This is a genomic window from Salinispirillum marinum, assembly GCF_042650105.1.
Lineage (GTDB): Bacteria > Pseudomonadota > Gammaproteobacteria > Pseudomonadales > Natronospirillaceae > Salinispirillum > Salinispirillum marinum.
Genome location: NZ_JBHSAL010000002.1, coordinates 131,459 through 150,440 on the forward strand (window position 1 = coordinate 131,459; position 18,982 = coordinate 150,440).

The 18,982-nt window shown below is 53.0% G+C and carries 7 protein-coding genes; 3 read left to right on the forward strand and 4 right to left on the reverse strand.

Annotated features, from left to right (window positions below; all coding sequences use genetic code 11):
* Positions 1-4: 4 nt before the first annotated feature.
* Positions 5-3,091: an efflux RND transporter permease subunit gene (locus tag ACFOSD_RS07765; protein WP_380695213.1), complete on the reverse strand. Its 3,087-nt coding sequence runs from the start codon at positions 3,089-3,091 to the stop codon at positions 5-7.
* Between the two features lie 4 nt (positions 3,092-3,095).
* Positions 3,096-4,427, reverse strand: a complete 1,332-nt coding sequence (locus ACFOSD_RS07770) for an efflux RND transporter periplasmic adaptor subunit (protein ID WP_380697242.1) — start codon at positions 4,425-4,427, stop codon at positions 3,096-3,098.
* A 215-nt stretch (positions 4,428-4,642) separates the two neighbouring features.
* Here ACFOSD_RS07770 and ACFOSD_RS07775 point away from each other — a divergent pair, with 215 nt between their 5' ends.
* From ACFOSD_RS07775 to ACFOSD_RS07785, 3 genes are read left to right on the forward strand one after another with little or no spacing between them, the layout of a single operon-like run.
* Entirely contained in the window at positions 4,643-5,467 is an 825-nt protein-coding gene (locus ACFOSD_RS07775; protein ID WP_380695215.1) for an RluA family pseudouridine synthase, read from the forward strand.
* On the forward strand, positions 5,464-6,399 hold the full coding sequence (locus ACFOSD_RS07780; protein WP_380695217.1) for a PfkB family carbohydrate kinase: 936 nt from the start codon (positions 5,464-5,466) through the stop codon (positions 6,397-6,399). Before ACFOSD_RS07775 ends, ACFOSD_RS07780 begins: the two co-directional genes overlap by 4 nt.
* Before the next feature lies 1 nt (position 6,400).
* Entirely contained in the window at positions 6,401-7,309 is a 909-nt protein-coding gene (locus ACFOSD_RS07785; protein ID WP_380695219.1) for a pseudouridine-5'-phosphate glycosidase, read from the forward strand.
* Between the two features lie 98 nt (positions 7,310-7,407).
* On the opposite strand, the gene ACFOSD_RS07790 is transcribed toward ACFOSD_RS07785, so the two are convergent.
* Together ACFOSD_RS07790 and ACFOSD_RS07795 are read right to left on the reverse strand one after the other, a co-directional pair.
* A complete protein-coding gene (locus ACFOSD_RS07790) occupies positions 7,408-14,193 on the reverse strand; it encodes an Ig-like domain-containing protein (protein WP_380695221.1) in 6,786 nt (2,261 codons plus the stop codon).
* Between the two features lie 11 nt (positions 14,194-14,204).
* The gene (locus ACFOSD_RS07795; RefSeq protein ID WP_380695223.1) at positions 14,205-18,980 is read right to left on the reverse strand and encodes a hypothetical protein; all 4,776 of its coding nucleotides are present in this window, start codon (positions 18,978-18,980) and stop codon (positions 14,205-14,207) included.
* Positions 18,981-18,982: the final 2 nt, after the last annotated feature.

An 18,982-nucleotide genomic window follows, 5' to 3' on the forward strand; every position in this document is an offset into this window, starting at 1 on the left:
TGCCCTAAAACGTCTCACCAGGATGCACCCGATGCCGCCGCAAAGACCACTCCGTTACCCAAGTAGTCGCGCGTTCCATCCACAACAGTAAGGTTGGCACCAACAACAGAATCAACAAGGTGCTGAACAGCAAACCAAACACAATGCCCGCTGCCATAGGTTGCAAGAACTGCGCATCCAGTGAGGTAGCGAACAGAATAGGCGTTAACCCGGCAATGGTAGTGATCGAAGTCAACAATACCGCCCGCAAACGCTGGCACGCGGCTTCAATCACTGCATCGCGCAGCGCCATGCCTTCTTCGCGCAGGCGACGATAGAACGTCACCAGGACGATAGAGTCATTCACCACAATACCCGCCAAACCGAATAAGCCAAACAGCGATAAGAAAGACAACTGCATATCCATGATCCAGTGTCCCACGATGGCGCCCGTTAACCCGAAGGGAATGGTCACCAACACCACAAAGGGCCAAGTCCAGGAACTGAACACCCAGGTTAGAATCATATACATCAGCGCCAACGCAATCACCAAGGCCAGTTGGAAAGCCCGGGCGGTTTCTGCGGCATCTTCTTGCTCACCTGCCAACGCCACGGTGATACCGAAGTCGGCGGCCAACTCCGGCAACAGTTCGTTTTCTAAATACGCCAAAATCACCGGCAGCTCATCCGCATTCGCAGCATCGGCTGAAACCATGATACCCATGCTGCCGTTGCTGCGTTGCAAACGGTCGATACCCAAACGGTATTCGCTGTTCAACAGGTCGCCCATATTTGCCCAGCCACCACCGGGCAGAGGATAGGGCAGTGACTCCCACGCGCGCACATTGCTGGTTTCGCTTTCGGGGAGTTGCAATCGCAGAGGGACCGTCTGCCCGCCAACAATAAAGTCCTGTATGCCAACCCCCTGCAGTTGGCTGCTTAAATAACTGCTGACTTGGGTGAGGGTCAGCCCGAGTGCTTGCGCTTGTAAGGACAACGAGAAACGCAGTTGTTCACTGCCTAATGGCAAGTCGTCTTGAGGGTCGGTCATACCGGCCTGACTGACGAGCCGTTGTTGCAGTTCCAAGGACGCGTCTTTCAGCACTTCGATGTCGTTACCGGTGAGATTGATGGACACATCCGACGCACCCAAACCCTGGCGTGCCCGGGTGAACAGCACGTTTTGCAGGCCCGGCACCATGGTCAATTCATCCTTCCAGGCGTTCATGATTTCCAAGCTGGTATAGGGGCGGTCTACGTCATTCACCATTTCCACCGAAATGCTACCGCTCAAGTTTTCGGGCCGCACGGTGACCACCGCCGTTTCCACAAACTCATAATTTAACGCATTGGCCGCCGCACTCAGTGCGCGCTCCATGCCGTTCAAATAATCCGTAACCTGCTGGGGATCCGAGTCCGGCGTAAAGTTCACGCTGGCACTGAGATTAGAACCCTCCAAAGATGGAAACGGTGTCCAGGGCACATGGCCGCCACGTACTAAACCAAAGCTGATCATGCCCGCCGCCACCATGGCGCAAATGGTCACCGCACCATGATTCACACAAAAGGTCACCAAGGGGCGAAAAATCCGATCACGAAAATGGAGGAACCCACGGTCAATGGTTTGGCGGAAACGGCTGGGCTTTTTCTGGTCGCTGTTCTTTAAGGCATGATGCAGGTGAGCAGGCAAAATCAAAAAGCATTCAATCAGCGACGCCAGAATAGCGCAGATCACCACCAAGGGAATATCGGCCATTAAGCTGCCGAATCGCCCACCCACCAACATTAACGGCAAAAAAGCGGCGATGGTTGTGAGGGATGACGCCAGTACTGGCGGGAACATGCGCCGCGCTGCATTATAGGCCGCGTTGTGGCTGTTTGCGCCTTGGTCACGCTGTGCTTGGGTGTCCTCTGCCACAACAATGGCATCGTCCACAATAATGCCCAGCGCCATCATAAAACCGAACAACGAAATGATGTTAACGGTGATGTTGCTAACACCCATCACCAAGAAGGTCGCCAGAAACGAAATGGGAATGCCAGCCGCCACCCAGAACGCAAGGCGCGTGTTGAGAAACAAGAACAGCACACCGATCACCAAAAACATGCCCATGATGCCGTTTTCCAACACCATATTCAGCCGCGACATCAATGTTTTCCAGCTTTCCCGGTAGGTATGCAAAGCCACACCGGCGGGCAATTCTGGCCGAGTGTCATCCAGCCATTCGTTCATGATGCGGGCGACGGCCAACGAGTTGTCGCTGTCTTGACGCGATAAGTTCAGCACCACCGCCGGGTAACCCTGGTAATACACTTCCTGACCGCGTTCGATGGTCGAGGTAAAACGGGCCACATCGCCCAAGGTGGTGATGCCCCCGTCAGCATGGGTACGTATGGGTATGCGCGCTAAATCGGTGACTAAACGCGACTCACCTTGCGCACGCAATTGCAGCGTCAGGCCGTCGGTGGTGAGAGTGCCAGCGGGTGCGTTGGCGTTTTGCTGGCGAATGATTTGTGCTAATTCGTTCAGCGTCATGTCCAATTGCAATAGACGGTCGCTGGGTACTTCAATGGTCATGAATTCGTTGGTGGTACCGTTGATGCTCACTTCGGCAATGCCCCGGCCACGCAGTTCGGCGGCGTATTCACGAGCCAGGTCACTCAGTTGCGTCGGTGGCGCATCGCCATAGACCAACACGCTACCCACGGTTTCGCGGAACGCAAATTGCCGCACACTGGGCGTATCGACGCCGTCTGGCAGGCCAACGCCAGCAATGGCATCTTCCAGTGCGGTGATCGCTTCGTCGGTGCTGTAGCCTTCGGTCACCGAAATGCGCAGCGATGCACTGCCTTCCGTACTGGTGCTGTTAATGCGCGCGACTTCTGGCAAGCCCAGCAAGGTGGCCTCTAAGGGAATGGTGATGGCGTTTTGTACGTCTTCAGTACTGGCGCCTTCCCAGCGCGCATTGACGTTCACACTCTGGAATTCAAAGGTAGGCAACAGTTGGAAATTCACCTGCTGCAAGCCCCAAGCACCGGCCAAAATGGTCAGAAACATCAGGATGTTAGCGGCGACGCGGTGCCCGGCAAAATAGTGAATTAACCCGCTCATGTTGTTAATCCTCTACCGCCAATGTGGGGCGCTGACTGGGACGGTCGCCCTGAGCGGCCTGTTGGTTCAGCCGTTGTACGCGCAAACCGGTTTCAGGACGCTCCAAGCGGGTAATCAAGATATCCGCATTCGCGGGCATGTCCGAGCGCACTAAATAGGCTTGGCCTGGCCGGTCCGGATCCTCACCCACGATGTCTGCGGTACGCTCAACGAGCCTCCCATCCGCCACTTCGTAAAGACGATTGTTACCGTACAAGGCATTGGTGGGAACGGACATCACCTGCTCAACGGCAGGCAAATAGAGACTCAAGGGCACAAAGGTGCTGGCTATCAGCGGCCCACGGGGGTCAATCAAATCCAGCGTGACGGAGACACCGCCCTGATTGGCGTTCAACCCCCAGGAGGTCAGCACCAACTCGGTGCTGTTGCCCTGCCAGTCCACCCGACCGCGCAGCGGGTTCTCACGGTCCAGTAAAGCCAAGTATTGGCTGGGTAGGGTGGTACGAATTTGAAAAGGCTCGGTGCTCTGTACCGTCAATAAGGCGCTGCCGTTGTTCACATTTTGCCCGACCTGAACGGTGACTGTATCCACCAGTCCGTTCACCTGTGCCCGAATGGTAGCGGCGGCGATGTCTTCTTCGATGGCATTGCGTTGTTGCTCCAGCCCGTCAAGCTGTGCGTTCAGTTGCAGCAGCGTGTCGTCCTGCCGGGCTACCGCCAGTTCCCGGGATTGGACGCTTTGCTGTTGGCTGATCACCGAGCGGCGTGCATTCTCCACATCGGCACTGGACGCCAGATTGCGCGCTTGTAAATCCTGCACCCGACGCAAATTGTCTTGCGCCAGAGAAAGGGCTTCACGCTCTAACGTCAGTGCGGCGATGTCGGCCTCACCTTGCAGAACCTGCTGCCGTATGCGGGCCTGCATATCCAGAATTTGGCCATGTTGCTGCGCGAGGTTGCGTTCTAAGGTGCGAGTATCGAGCTGCAACAACACCTGATTTCGTACGACGGGATCACCGCGACGAACGTCCAGTCGTTCTATGGTGCTGCTGAACGGGCTGGCGATTTGGTAGGTTTGCGCAAATTGCGTTTGCCCGAACAGCGTAATGGCGGGCTGACGGGTGCTGAACTCAGCGACCTGGGTACGCACGGTCGGCACTGTGGTGTTTAAGGTTCCCGCACCGGCAGGACCACCCCGGCCCATCATGGCGCCGGCACCACCCCGACCTTGCGGGCGCGTGGCTTCTTCTGGCGTTTTGGTCAGTTGGAAGTACCCCAGCGCGCCGCCAGCCAGCAAGAGGGCGGACAGCAAGGTAACGAACAGCGAACGCGACATGATCACAGGCAGGATATCCTTCACAACAATACAGTATTATCGAGTGCTGCAATGAAAATGGATGCAGGGCCATATGTCGAGTGCATTGACTGTATTGTTTCAAAGAGCCGCTTTAGCTTTGGCCATGCCCTTGTAACCCTCCCCTTGTAACCCTGCCCAACACACCCGATAATCACACCCCCGCGATGTTCTCTATTTGGCCGATTGGTGTACCCATGAAAATTGATGTTGCCTTAGAAGTTGAGTCCACAGACTCCCTCGTTGCGATAGATTTCCTTGTCGATAACGTCAATGTGTCCAAATCGCGGTTAAAAAAAACCATGAATGCAGGCGCCGTATGGATTGAACGTCAAGGTGAGACACGGCGGCGTTTACGGCGCGCCATGACCGACCTGAAGGTCGGCGACATCCTGCACATCTACTATGACGAAACGCTGCTGGACCTTAAAGTGCGTCCGCCCATTGAGGTGGCTGATTTCGAATGGTATTCCATCTGGTACAAGCCAGCCGGTTTACTGTCGCAAGGCACCGATTGGGGCGACCACCATTCGGTGATGCGCCAGGTTGAATTGCACTACAAACTGCAACGTGAAGTGTTCCTCGTACATCGCCTGGACCGCGAAGCCAAGGGCTTAATGATCATCGCCCACCAAAAACGTGCAGCGGCCGCGTTCAGCGAAATGTTCCGCGAGAACAAAATTCAAAAAGAATACCGCATTGAAGTGCTGGGGGATTTGCGGGACAAACCCAAAGGCACCCTAGACGCACCGCTTGATGATAAACCCTGCACCACCCGTTATCAGTTGGAAAAATACAACGAACCCACGAACACTTCCACGTTGAACGTGTGGCTGGATACCGGCCGCAAGCACCAAATCCGGCGGCATTTTGCCGACATAGGCCACCCTGTCATGGGTGATCCCGCCTACGGCGAAGGCAACAAACAGCGTTCCGGCCTCATGCTGGAAGCCGTCGGATTGGTGTTTGACTGCCCCTTCACCGGTGAAAAACGCACGTTCAATAAAGCGGATATGGCATGACGCCACCCACCTTTGCCGTTGTGGTGGGCGGGGCGAACATGGACCTCTGTGGCCGTAGTTCGCAAGCGCTGCGTTGGCACGACTCCAACCCGGGCGCCTTGTCCATGAGCCCCGGTGGCGTAGGGCGCAATATCGCGGAGAATTTGGCGCGTTTGGGCACGGCCGTTGAATTTATCAGCGTGGTGGGGCAAGACCCGTGGGGAGACCAGCTATTGGCCGCCTGCACACAAGCAGGGGTAGGTGTGCAGCATGTTCTGCGGAGTGCGGAGGTCAGTACATCAACGTACCTTTCGGTGCTGGACCATCAAGGTGAAATGCAGTTGGCGCTCAATGATATGGCGGCGTTGCTGTATCTCTCGGCCGATGAAATTCGCGGGCGCGCAGAGGTATTGTGCCAGGCCGCGCTGTGGGTATTGGACGCGAACCTCGCCCCGGAAACACTTCAGGCGCTGTTTCTATTGCATCAACAACAGGCCCTCACCCAACCGATCGTAGTTGATACGGTTTCCGCCGCCAAAGTGGCACGCCTAAAGCCTTTTTTAACACACATCCACACCTTAAAACCCAATGCGTTGGAAGCCGAGGTGCTCACGGGTATCGCCGTACAGGACATCGCCAGTGCCCAAAAAGCATCTGCCGCCTTGCGAGCGCTGGGTGTACAGCGGGTTTTACTGACCTTGGGCGGGCAGGGCGCTTGGTATTGCGACGCAACGCATCAAGCGTGGTATCCTGCGCTACCGGTCAAGATTGAAAACGTCACCGGAGCCGGTGATGCCGCGTTAGCCGCGTTGACGCACGCGCAGCTCAAAGAGTGGTCAGCCGAGTACAGCGCCCGTTTTGCCATGGCCGCCGGTGCCTTAACCGCCACCAGCACCCATACCATCGTCCCGAATTTTTCAGTGACTGCCGTGCAGTCGTTGTTGGAGAAATAATATGCAGGCCTTTCTTAATATTCACCCGGATGTACAAGCGGCCCTAGCGGCCGGTAAACCCGTTGTTGCGCTGGAAAGCACCATCATTTCGCACGGCATGCCGTATCCGCAGAATGTCGACACCGCTCTGCACGTAGAAGCCGTAATTCGCGAGCGCGGCGCAGTGCCTGCCACCATCGCCATTATGGATGGCCAATTAAAAGTCGGTTTAACCGAAGCCGAAATTACCCGTCTGGGGCAAGCCGGACTGAGTGTTATCAAATGCAGCCGCCGTGATATGCCTTTTGTCCTGGCAGCGGGGAAGCTGGGTGCGACTACGGTGGCGGGTACCATGATCATCGCCGCCATGGCCGGTATTCGTGTGTTCGCAACCGGCGGAATAGGGGGGGTACATCGCGGCGCAGAAACCAGCTTTGATGTCTCCGCCGACTTGCAGGAGTTAGCACACACTAACGTCGCCGTAGTGTGCGCCGGTGCCAAATCTATACTCGACATTGGCCTGACCCGGGAATACCTCGAAACCCAAGGCGTGCCGGTGATTGGCTACGGTACAGATGACCTGCCTGCTTTCTATACTCAAACATCCGGCTATGTCGTGGACTACCGGCTCGACAGCGCTGCCGACATTGCTAAAGCTTTGAACATCAAATGGAATATGGGCTTGCACGGCGGCGTGGTGGTCGCCAACCCAATTCCCGCCGAATACGCTATGCCGCAAGAAACCATTGATGCCGCCATTGAAACCGCCTTGCGGGAAATGGCTGAACAAGGTGTGCAGGGTAAAGAATCCACCCCGTTTTTGTTGGCGCGCGTCGCCGAATTGACCGGCGGAAATTCACTGGCCGCCAACATTCAACTGGTGTTGAACAACGCCCGCTTGGGAGCAGATATCGCTGTAGCACTCGGCTAACCGCTGCATAAAACGTAGGAGCGCGGCCCTCCGCGCGAATGCTTATACTTGGCATTTCCACGCAGCCCCGTCATTTCCGGGCAGGCAATTCTACCGCACTAGTGCGCCCGTGGAATCCGCACAATTTCTGCCCGCCACTCGCCACTTCTCAAACTGTCGAACAGCACATTGATGTGGCCCGCGTTATCGATTTCCAGATCGACCACACGACTGAGCGAAGCGCGTGTGAGCTGGGGACCTGTCCAGCGTTGAATTTCCGTTCCATCTGCATCAAGACGCACGACAACAGGCCGACTGTTCGCGTCCGCGCCTCCCGTCCAAATACTGCCGTCAGGGGCTACCAAAAGAGCGCTCATGGCAAAAATCGGTTGGGTGAAGTCAGCTTCACCCAAATTTCCCCACGCGGTGTCGAAAGCAAAGGTGTCAGTGTTCAGCCTTACGATGCGACCTTGTTCGTCGCCGTATTCCATATCCAGCACCAACAGGTTACCCGCGCTGTCCAATGCCATGTCTCGTACTAACTTGCTGTCGGCTGTGGCCGTTTGCTCAACCCAATCATCCGTTAAAGCGTTACGGTCATAAGCACTGACGAACCAAGACATCGGTATATCCGACTCAACGTCGCCAAAATCTTGAGCCAGCACATAGACCTTTCCATTGCCAGCATCTAGGACTTGAGCATAGGAATAACCGCCGTTCAAGCCCGTCGGCGCGGTTGGGCTCCACAATTGGGTTGCAGCGCCACCAAAGGGTGGGGTCACCAGGGTGCCATTTCGCGACACAGCGAAGATTGAACTTAAAGGGCCGTCAACCAAAGTGCCCAGCGCTAGATCATCAACGAAGCTATTTAAACTTCGAACACTGGGCGACCCCGGGCTGGATATATTGATGTCTTGTTCGGCCAATGAATCACCAGGACCGCCCAGACGGAGTATTTCGAGGGCATAGACGCCAATGCCAGCACCCTCTTGTTGTTCGCCGCCAATAGGATTGTTTGCCAATAACAGAGTACCTTGTTCATTATTTCGTAACGCAATCGGTGAGGTATTTGACGCCCAGACTTCACCAAGTCGGATACTGCTATCACCAAAATCCGTGATGTTGGCACCGGAGGAAGTTAGCCCCCAGAACACACTTTCAACGGCAAAGGATTCCGGATAGGTTGTATTGCGCGCGACCAGATACATTTCCCCGCTGGGTGACAAGGTTAGGTTCTTAGCTTCTATGCCCAGGGGGCTTGAAATGCCGACTGAGCCATCCAGCCCGACGGTAAAGTCGGCCATACCGTTGGCATCAAGCGTTAACACACCACTGGATTCAAGGTCTGACCAGAGTACACGCAATTGGTCGTTTACCAGAGCCAACGAGTGCAAGGTGTCGGAGAATTGCGCAGCGCCCGTCATTGGCACAATGCCTTCATTACCCCAATTGCTGGAGTAGTCTCCATTTGCTTCCAAGCGAAAAACGACCGTACGACCTGCATTAAACTCGCGTGCCGCGACATAGAGCCGGCCTTCGAGGTCTTCTGTTAACCAATGAAACTTGGTGCGACTGTTGAACAAGTAAAAGCTATCCAACGGTGATTCATACCCGTTGAGCGTCACCACGCCGTTGCTACCAAAACTGCTATCAGGTTGTCCTGATGTGGTCAGGGCCTGTACATGGACATTTCCGAAGGCGATCTGCAGATCTTCTTCGTATGCCCAAATGTATAGGCGGCCTGAATCTGCAACGAGAAGCGAGTATCCGGTGCCGATCGCTGTGCTGCTCCAGCGTGCGTCGTTATCTTCAGCACCCACCTCGTTCCCGAATGCGGCGTCGAGGGTGCCGTCTGCATTGACTCGTGCTAAATGGGTTTCCGAGCTGAGGTCAGATGCAAAAAACAACAGCAGAAGATTATCGTTGGCATCCACGGCGAGATCGGACAATTCCAAACCACTGATAGGAATGTCAGGGTCATTCGCTGCAAACGTCGTATTAAACGTGTCATCCAAACTGCCGTCACTGTTAAAACGCAGCAGATTGATTATCGGTGTTTGAGAATACGGGTCAATGCCTGCAACAATGACCCGATCGAGTGAATCGACGGCGACAAATTGTGGGCTGAACGACAGTGCTTCTGGTAAAAAGGTGGTGTCCGGCGTGCCATCCGTATTGAAGCGGCGGACGACATTGCTAGCATATGCAAAACCCACAGTAACAGTACGGCCCAGGTTGTCGACACTCAGGCCCATTAACTCGTTATAATTGAAGTTCGGTGCGTCGGTGTAATAACCACCACGCTCGTCTCCCAACACCCATTGCGTACCGTTAATCAGCTTACCAATGTTCCAACCGGCGGCCTCGAAGGCAACATAGAGGTCCGTTCCACTGGCGACCATGCCTCTTGGGATCGGGCTTCCCGAAACCTCTTCACTGGTCCGTGCGACAACGCCGCACACATCCACCGTGGCGAAGAAGGCATGCTCGTTCGGTTCATATACATCGATTTGTTGGCTCCGATACTGTGTGAGATCTGCAGCATCGGGCTGAACGATCAGCAGTTGAGTACCCTGGATAATTGCGGAGCCTTTGGCACGGGACAGACTCGTCACATCAGCCACCAGGCCGGTAACGGATTTAGAGCCCGTAATACCGTAGGTGGTGTCTATTGAGCCGTTGGTTAGATAACGCTGCATCGAGGTGCTGGTTACGTCACTGCGCAGGTGGTATACCGCGTTATCGTAACCCGCGATCAAACCGAGGGAGTATTGCTGGTTATTGAAGCCCGGCGCATCGACCTCGAATACGCCGGGGTCAACGTAGTTGTAATCGAGATCAATCACTGCAACATAATAGGTGGTATTGGTGCTGGACTGGGTATCTTTTTGCCCGGATATCCAGAGTTGACCTGCTTCTGTGACAACCGCATGGCGAATGTCCGGGAAGTTGGTGGTGGTATCCCCTGCTGAATCTAGAGCCGCCAAATAGTTAAAATCGCTATTAAGCGATAAATCCCCACTCCATGAACTTGCGTTGTTGATGTAGCGGGCGAAATGGAGGTAGTCGTTTTCTGAACCGCTATAAAACTGGGCAGCCACCATGACATCTCTGGAGTCGGGAACGGTTGCCATCACGCGAATACGATAGTCCGTTTCACCAAACAGCACGCTGAATTCGCTGTTGGGCCAGTCCAGCGGTGTTGTGATGTACACGGTTGATGACGAGGGGCGTACGCGACCCGTGTCAAAGAGGAGGGTATTCACGGCGACGTATAAATCCTCGGTACCCTGCAATAACAGGGCGCCCACTTCGTAGTTCTCCGTTGCTCCCTCCCGCACCCAGATCCCCGGGTTATTTTGACCATCAACAAATAACGGACTCAGGCTGCCATCGGCGCTGGTCCGAAGTAGGAACGCGGCCGTCCATTCCGTTGCACCCGCATCTGCCGTGTAGTGAATATAACCACCGATCAGCCACTCATCGCCCAAACGCAGAGAAGTCTGGACGTTGGCGGTAGCGGTCTGAACGGTCACACCACTGCGTGTGGACGCGGGTAATACGTGCGTCACCACACCATTGGTACCAAACGTGGCATCAAGGTTGCCGTTACGATCCAAACGCACCAACCGCAATTCAGTAATCGTTTCATCGGCAAAATTCGTCGCACCGCCCATCACCATTAAACGACCTTGCGCATCGGCGGCGGTATGGCTAATGGACATTTGGTTGGTGTTAAGTGCCGTATGTGCGGAAGACGTATAAGGGTCTTCCACATTGATACTGTACGGGCCAAGCACATCGGTTTCGCCATAAGCATTGGTGGCTTCCAAGGTGAGGCCGCTGTACAAACCTGCTTGAGGTGACGTAAACGTTGCCTGAGTACCAGAAATTGCAAAGTTCAAACCAGACGGAGACGGTGAGGACAACACCGATAGGCTGCTACCGGAATCCAGTGAATTAAAGGGGTCTAGGTCCCAGGTGAGATCCTCACCCGCCGCAATTTGCGCAGGTAAAAATAAACAGGCCTGCAACTCGCTGGCATCTTCACGGCGCAGCGTTAATGTCACTTGAGCTGTGCTACTGGCTTCTATGCCATTGGACGCAATATATTCCAAAGTGACTACTTGGTCCGTTGAGCTGGGCGAGTAATCAAAGGCGCCATCGGTGAAATAGGTTAAAGAGCCACTGCCCTGCAAAAGCGACATTGAAGATACCGTTAATGGCAATCCGTTCGGGTCACTGTCATTGCTCAGCACGCCATTGGTAGGGCTGATGGATACTACTGAGACTCCGTCCCAGATTCTGATATAGTTGTCATCGCTTACTACCGGCGGCAAGGTGATGGTAAGCACCGCCGGTTCAATCAAATTGCTACCATTCCCGGCATCATCGATGGCCGACGCCGATATTTCCCAGTCGCCTGGGGTCAGGGTGACGCCTAGCATGGAAAGATCAAAGGTCCAGGCTGAACTTACCGTTTGCGTAGGTAAGGTGAAGACCCCGCTGCCCTCAACCTCATTTAAAGTCAGCGTTAAATCAGCAAACTCGTTCGAAGTGCCACTGATGAGGGGCGACAGTGTATTCGCGGTGGTGGTTTCTAGGGTAATGATGGGTGCATCGGTGTCGACCGTATAAGCATGGTTTTGCGCTATGTTCACTGGGGGATTAATTCCGTCATTGGCGCTGATGACAACGGTTACCTCAGTGTTTGCCACGAGTTCGGTCGCTTCTACATCGATAGAGAACGTAAAGTCACCATTTAGCGTGGTGGTTTTAGGCTCGTTCATGCCGACGGAAACCGTAATGTTGTCGCCGATGGTCACATCGCCGGTAATGGTCCCGGAAAGCGTTAAAAATTGATCCAAGCTTTCGCTGTAATTGATGATGTTATCGGCAGTTATGTTGTCGACAGCTATGTTTACCGTGCTCGCATTGGGCGGTGTGGTTTTTACTACCAAATCACTGTACGCCGCGAACTCAGTATCCCAAACGTTTTCTACATAGACTTCAACCTGCCCACTGTAGATATCGTCCGATAACGAAAGGGTGGTTAAATCGATAGGGACGTACCACAAGCCACTGCCCATCGGTGTCGCCGTGCTGAAGACCCGCATGTTTTCGCCTGACCCAGGAAACACAATGACATTCAACAAGGCCACTTCATCCTCGGCCAAGTCCAGCGACACCGGAAAATCAAACGGGTAGGTTGTCGCTGCGCTGATGATCATGTCGTCGAAAGTGAGCACAGGGTCAGCGTTGTTGATGCTGAGGTCCGCGGTCGCGCCTGCACCCACATTACCGGCCACATCGGTGGCTGAAACAGAAATTGCAAAGTTACCGTTACTGAGCGGCTCGGTCATTTCCACACTCCAGTTCATAACGCTAACGTTGGCCGGATAATCTTGCCCATTCACTGTGACGGTCACTGTCGTGTTGGCTTCGCTCGCCATACCGGAAATGACCGGGTTGACGACGATATCACCTTGAGCGATGCCGCCGCCGTAAAAGGTTTCGGCGTCGAAGGTGACTGTTGGGGCTATGGTGTCGATGTTGTAATTTCTGGTCGCTGATACGGTGTTCGTATTGCCAGCACCATCGGTTATATCGGCTTGGACAGATAACGAGGTGCTACCCGCTAATATGGAGCCAGTCACAGTTACGGAAAATTCTTGACTACTATCGACCGTGCCCGTGAAGGTATTGCCGTTCACGATCACACGCACCTCATCGCCTTCCGAGGCTTCGCCTGAAAGCACGCCAGTAATGGCGATGTTGCTAGCGGATTCATTGGCATTGATTATGTTGTCTGCCGTAACCGGGTTGATGGTAACTGTGGCCGAGGGTGGGATGGTATCCAGTGTGAATTGGAGTTCGTTGCTGGCTGAAACATTGCCTGCGTTGTCAGTCTGCCGCACGCGGATACTGTTTATGCCTTCAACCGCCGTGGGTACGGTAGTACTCCATGTGTCACCGCCGTCTGTGCTGTATTCAAGCGTTGCACCGTCTTCTAGGCCGGTTACAGTGAATGCGCCATTGCTGGTAACACCCGCCACGCTGCCGGTGTCACTATTCAGTGAAATGGAAGGTGCCGGAGGCGGGGTAACGTCCAACTGCACCACTGGGCTAAACGCCACCTCGCCACTGGCATTGACGGCAGTCACCCACGCGGTAAGGTCGACTGCGTCCACCGTTAGGTTGGTGCTGGTGCCTTCAATGGCTCGACGTTGCCAGCGGTTGGTTTCCGCTGCAATGGCGGCGCTACGAGTCGCGTACAAGCCATCTACCACGAACAGGTTATAGCGCAGCAGTTGGTCTGGCTCCGTCTGCGAAATACCCTCCCATTCGGCTGTTAGCGTTGTGTCCGAGAGTGAAAGGGCAGGGGCGGAAAGGCTGAGCGGTGCCCATGTTAAAGGTTGAGTCGCTACGATATGGGCCTGTTGTTCGGTGTTTTCTGCCACCAAGCGCAGGGTAAAATCGGCACCTTCTTCCAGCCCCAGTGTGCGAGGGTTTAAGCCCGACACCCAGCCCTGCATGCTGTTGGTGTTGCAGCCCGTTTCGGTATCACACAATTGGAAAACACCGTACGATTCTTCATCACCGGCATTTCGAACATCCAGATAAACCTGTTCTATCGGTAGGTCAGTAGATGTAACGGCTAAACGAAACCGCCAGTTGTTGGCTGTGGTGTTTTCTTCGTCTGCATCCACATATAAGAAGGCACCGGAAAGCCCCAGGTCGGCCTCAGCATCTGCCAGCACGAAATTACGGCTGGCTGGTGCAAGCCCAGCAAAGGAAGCGGTACCCAAATCCACGTCAACCTGTGCAGAAGCCGGTGGCTCCTGTGAACAGGCTGTAAGAACCGCCGACAACATCACAACACATAACGACAAGCGGCGGGTCATTCTATACTTCCTTACAGATAGGGGTTGTATACATATTCTGAATCTGCGGAGCCAGATATCCCACGGTACACGCCTGGTAAACGAGTAATCTGCGTTTTCCATTGCCCATTTTTGAACACCGACATCATCACATTTAAATGGCCGCGCGGGTCTAAGCTCATATCAAATACACCGGCAACGTCACCCGTTGCCAGCATGTTACCTTGCCAACGTTGGCGTTCGTTGCCATTGGCATCAAGGCGAACGACGACAGGCTCGGTATTTTGAGTAATTCCACCCACTAAGAGGCTTCCATCAGACAGTGGCAGTAGTTTGGTGATTTCAAGGAAAGCATCGCCAGTGTCAGACAAGTTAAAAAACCCATTGGCGCCCCAAGAAGTAATTGCAGAAAGACTGCCTGCTGCATCATATTTCTCTACGGTTGATAACGTCAGTCCGGAGTTTTGAATTTGTGAGGAGGCAATGTAAACGTAACCTGAATGATCTAAGGCAAAAGTATCTGGAAAAATTAATGCCTCAGACAGAATATCAGGGCCTCCGGCCGCCACCACCGACGACGAACCACTGTCATCCGACACTCGATGCAATTCCCAGTAAGGTAAGCTGTAATCAAAGTCGATCAAACGCGTCAATACAAATACATTTCCATTACCATCTTCTTGAACCGCTTCAACACCATTTACTCCAAAAGGTGGAAATTGAGTCATGAAGTGCTCGGTAGTTGAGCTGTAGGGTAACGGCGCCGGATCACCATTCTTGTCCAGCGCGGCAATAAAGGGCTGCAAGTTGGGTAACAATGGGTCACCAGAGCTGTTTGCAATCCCTGAAATAATGGCACGACCGGCTGTTAATTCAGACATCACAAAATCATCGCTGTAGTTCGTGCCGGTGCTGTACAGCCTATCGGTTAGTGTGTATAGATTGGGGTTCGATAGAGATTCACCACCTTCTGGGAGGTTGTATCGGTAAGACACCACACTACTGTCGGCATCGCCAATAGCAAGAATATCGTTGTAGCCGTTACTGAATATGCCAAATACGCTATTGGTTGGTAAGCTCACAGAGCCACCATCTCGCGTCATAGAAGGGGTAGGGTTACCAAAATTAGGTAGCCTACCACCTGAAGGGTGTAAGCCCCAGAGCGCTGCGCGCGTCTGAGTGACGTCTTCAATATCGTTATATTCAACTTCAACTAAAGGAAATAAACGGCCACTCGGCGTCGTAACGAGCTGTATGGGTTCTTCGATAGGCCCAACACCAAATCGTATTGTACCGGCGATGCCGAATGCCGTATCAAGCGCTCCGTTGCCCAATGTATCAATCAGGGTAACAGCATTGTATTGCTCATTACGCCAATACACTTTTAAGTCGCCGTTACCTGAGTTGAAATGCAGATGCGACACGGTTTCTGCCGCTTGCTCTAACATGAAAACACCGTTCTCGCCCCAAGCGGTATCAACGGTGCCATTAAATGTGTTCAAACGAACAATTCCTACGCCGTTAGCTGTGGCGACTGGGGTGTAGATAAAAGTCGATGTTGCCACGAGCGTATTGCTGGCCGTCGTAAACGGATCATTAACAGCCGATGTCCATTGTGCATCCAATGTAACCACACCATCTGTACCGAAAGTAGAAACAGGGTCACCGCCTGTGGGCGTATAACGGCCTAGCAACAGATTTCCCCCCATATCATCAGAGGTTAAAACCAGGATACCAACCTCAAAACCCGTACCCAAGCTGACAACTTTCCGAGGTTCGTTATACTCTAATGCGAGATTCCAGTTCCCTTGAACAGCAAAACCGGTATCAGGATGCCTGCGCTCGATAGGAATGTGATAGGGGCTCACAGAGCCAACGGTGTCGTAAGCAATAACAAGGCCGTTTCCGTTGTCCAATAATGTCGCTTTTACGGAAGACTCAATATCCGCCGTAATGATGGCTGTTGAGGGAGTCAGAGAACTTGTCGAATAGATTTCAACCGCCGGGAACTCACCTACCACAGCAAAAACAGCTTGGTATGAGTCCGACCATAAAAGATCATAGGCAGGACCATTGGTTGCAAACAGCCATTGAGGGGTTTGACTAACCGTGTCAATAGCAATAATGCCATAACTAACCGTACTGGGCAGATCAAAATGGTTGATGTCCAATGTATCAATTTCAACCGAAGCAATCACTCGATTGTTATAGGTATCATGAGCGATTTGGAGAACTTGATAGATGCCATAGCTTTCAAGAATACTTAAATTGAAAAACGATGTTTTAAGTGCATCCCATTGATCATTATCAATGAGTCGTTCTACGTTACGGTCCGAATAAGCTACTCCCATATAGGGATCAACTTCTTCCATAAGGATGAAGGTATCACCGTCAGTCCCAGATAACGTAACAGAACTTATGGGTGTCGCGGTATTATTACTGGGATTAGACACTTCATACAGCTCCACCCGGCCACAACTCAAGCCTTGTTCTGCGAAGGCAAAGCTGCTATCGACGCTATAGGGTAGGTACTGTGCCATCTGGCGCGCAGATTCATGAACCCGGCTATGAACGATACGGTTGCCAATGAGGGATACTGCACCCGTTTCGGCATCGGCTAAGCCGTCGAGAAAGTTAGCGAGAATCTTATCAGTTTGTCCCATTTCAATTGGGTAAGTGCGGGCAACAACTTGATGCGACAATTGATCGTTTTCTGCAAAAATAAAATTGACGTAGTGGTCAAGCCCTTGCTGCAAAGCTAATGGCATTACCGTGCCGCTGGCCGTTGGGCTTAAAAATCCACCTGAGCCGGCTATGCCATTGCCTATATTCCGAAAATAATAAAACGGTTGTTTGCTGCCGCCGTTGGGTTGTAGATAACCTGTCGCCCAGACAACACCTTCTTCTGTAATCAGCGAATCGACGATGGCAGGGAAAGAGGGATTAAAGGGTGCATAAACGATACCGTTCGCGTCAGCATCAAAAGCTGGATCAGCAATTAAAGAGGTGTCGTTTTGCCATACATAGCGACCTATGCCTAGTTCATTAGATGTAGTCACCAGAACACCGAACTGGTCGTCTTTTTGCAGGTCGAAGAGGTCGTGAATACGAACCGCTGGAGAATTAAATTCAATCAAACTCGGAGACGGTGTTGAAAAAGGCGCCAGTACATCCACATTGAAAATTCTTGAGCCAGTAGACGGTGCTGTATTGGGGTCTGCATAGTTCAGCGAGTTCAGTGCAGCAAAAATCTCTTGGTTGTTGCGTACAGTAATGGCTCCTATCTCAAAACCACTGTTCACGCTGCCGCTTAAACTCCAAATGCCGTTAGTACCGAAGTCGGTAACTGCAGTGCCGAAACTGTCAATACGAACCATGAACGCGTCGAATCGTGTGATATCGCCGTTAAGATCAACTAACTCAAGCCGTCCACCGATCAGCCAGTCATCCCCTACTTGTTGGGCTGTAACGGGAATCAAACGGCTGTTGTTACCACCGGGTACAGATATGCCTAGGCTGATGTCTGTCCGCCCACTGTCGCCGAATGTAAGGTCTGGCTGACCGTTGTCTAGAAGCCGAACTAGGGACAATGTAGGTGATGTGGACGAAACAAATGGGTTGTCACCCATCATTAGCACTCGGTTGAGTGCATCGGCTTTGATGAGACTTTGCCGGAAAGTGGTAGGGGATGCTACGGATATAACATCGCTGTAATAATCGGCAAGAATTTCTACCGTATAGGGGCCATACGAGGCGGTACGATTTGCATCTTCTGGATCTGTCACTGTGAAGTTTATTTCACCAGACAGGCCAGTACTTGAGGATTGAATGTTGAGAGTATCGAATCCCGTAATATCTATTCCATTCGCACTAACATAATTCATCTCTAGGTTTAAACCTGACAATGAATTGGTGGGGTCAATATCCCAGGTAAAAGGCTCAAGCCCTGATACTTCCGACAAATACAACTGGGCAGGCACAAACAAGCAGGCGTCGATACCAGCGAACGTATTACCATCAATGGGTGTTTCATCAATGATTTCGCCGGGCGTATTTGAATTAAACGCACTTGCATAGGCATAACCCACTTCACCGGAGCTGTTGTAGGCCTTGATGTCGATGTCGACACTGCCGACGTCAACACCCGTAAATTGCAGGTTGGCTGCACCGGAGGGGCGGTAATTCAGGTTGGTCCAACGTTGGCTACCGCCACCGTAGTCTCGAACGATAACACGATAGCTTGTCACACCAGTTTGTGCGGGCCAGGCAAGGGTTAGCGTGCCATCAACAAAGGTTGTGGTTAGGTCGCCGCCGAAAAAACCTAAAGCTGAGTAGGTAAAAGTATCTGAGGCAACCTGGGTGGCTGGCCCACCTGTGCCTTGCACCAACAGTTGCACGGTAAAACTCGTGTTTTCACCCAGATAAAAGTCCTGGTCATACGGGTTAATGCCGGATACCCAGCCAGACACGGAAGTGCCGCTGAAGGCACACCCGGATTCCGGACAGAGCGAAACCGTACCGATAAGTTCGCCACCGGCTATAAAACGCAGTTGAATGTCTTGAAGCCCGTCCGTGTGCGCCGCAGATATCCGAAAACGCCAGTTGTCGATGCCGTAGTCGTCGGCGACGTACAACAATTCGCCGGATGCTGTGGCATCGCCTACCTGAACGGCTTGCTTCGGTTCTATGCTACGAACCGAGAAGCTCACGTCATCGGGGTTTGAGGTCAGTGTTTCGCCTAGGTCTGTGTTGTTACAGCCAACCAAAAAAAGGGCAAGAAGGGTAGAGGTTAATAATCGTACGTTCATGA

Bases quoted from the DNA above. Each gene is read 5' to 3' on its own strand.
- ACFOSD_RS07785 (WP_380695219.1), top strand. From the start codon at position 6,401: ATGCAGGCCTTTCTTAATATTCACCCGGATGTACAAGCGGCCCTAGCG.
- ACFOSD_RS07775 (WP_380695215.1), top strand. From the start codon at position 4,643: ATGAAAATTGATGTTGCCTTAGAAGTTGAGTCCACAGACTCCCTCGTT.
- ACFOSD_RS07790 (WP_380695221.1), bottom strand. From the start codon at position 14,193: ATGACCCGCCGCTTGTCGTTATGTGTTGTGATGTTGTCGGCGGTTCTT.
- ACFOSD_RS07795 (WP_380695223.1), bottom strand. From the start codon at position 18,980: ATGAACGTACGATTATTAACCTCTACCCTTCTTGCCCTTTTTTTGGTT.
- ACFOSD_RS07780 (WP_380695217.1), top strand. From the start codon at position 5,464: ATGACGCCACCCACCTTTGCCGTTGTGGTGGGCGGGGCGAACATGGAC.
- ACFOSD_RS07770 (WP_380697242.1), bottom strand. From the start codon at position 4,427: ATGTCGCGTTCGCTGTTCGTTACCTTGCTGTCCGCCCTCTTGCTGGCT.
- ACFOSD_RS07765 (WP_380695213.1), bottom strand. From the start codon at position 3,091: ATGAGCGGGTTAATTCACTATTTTGCCGGGCACCGCGTCGCCGCTAAC.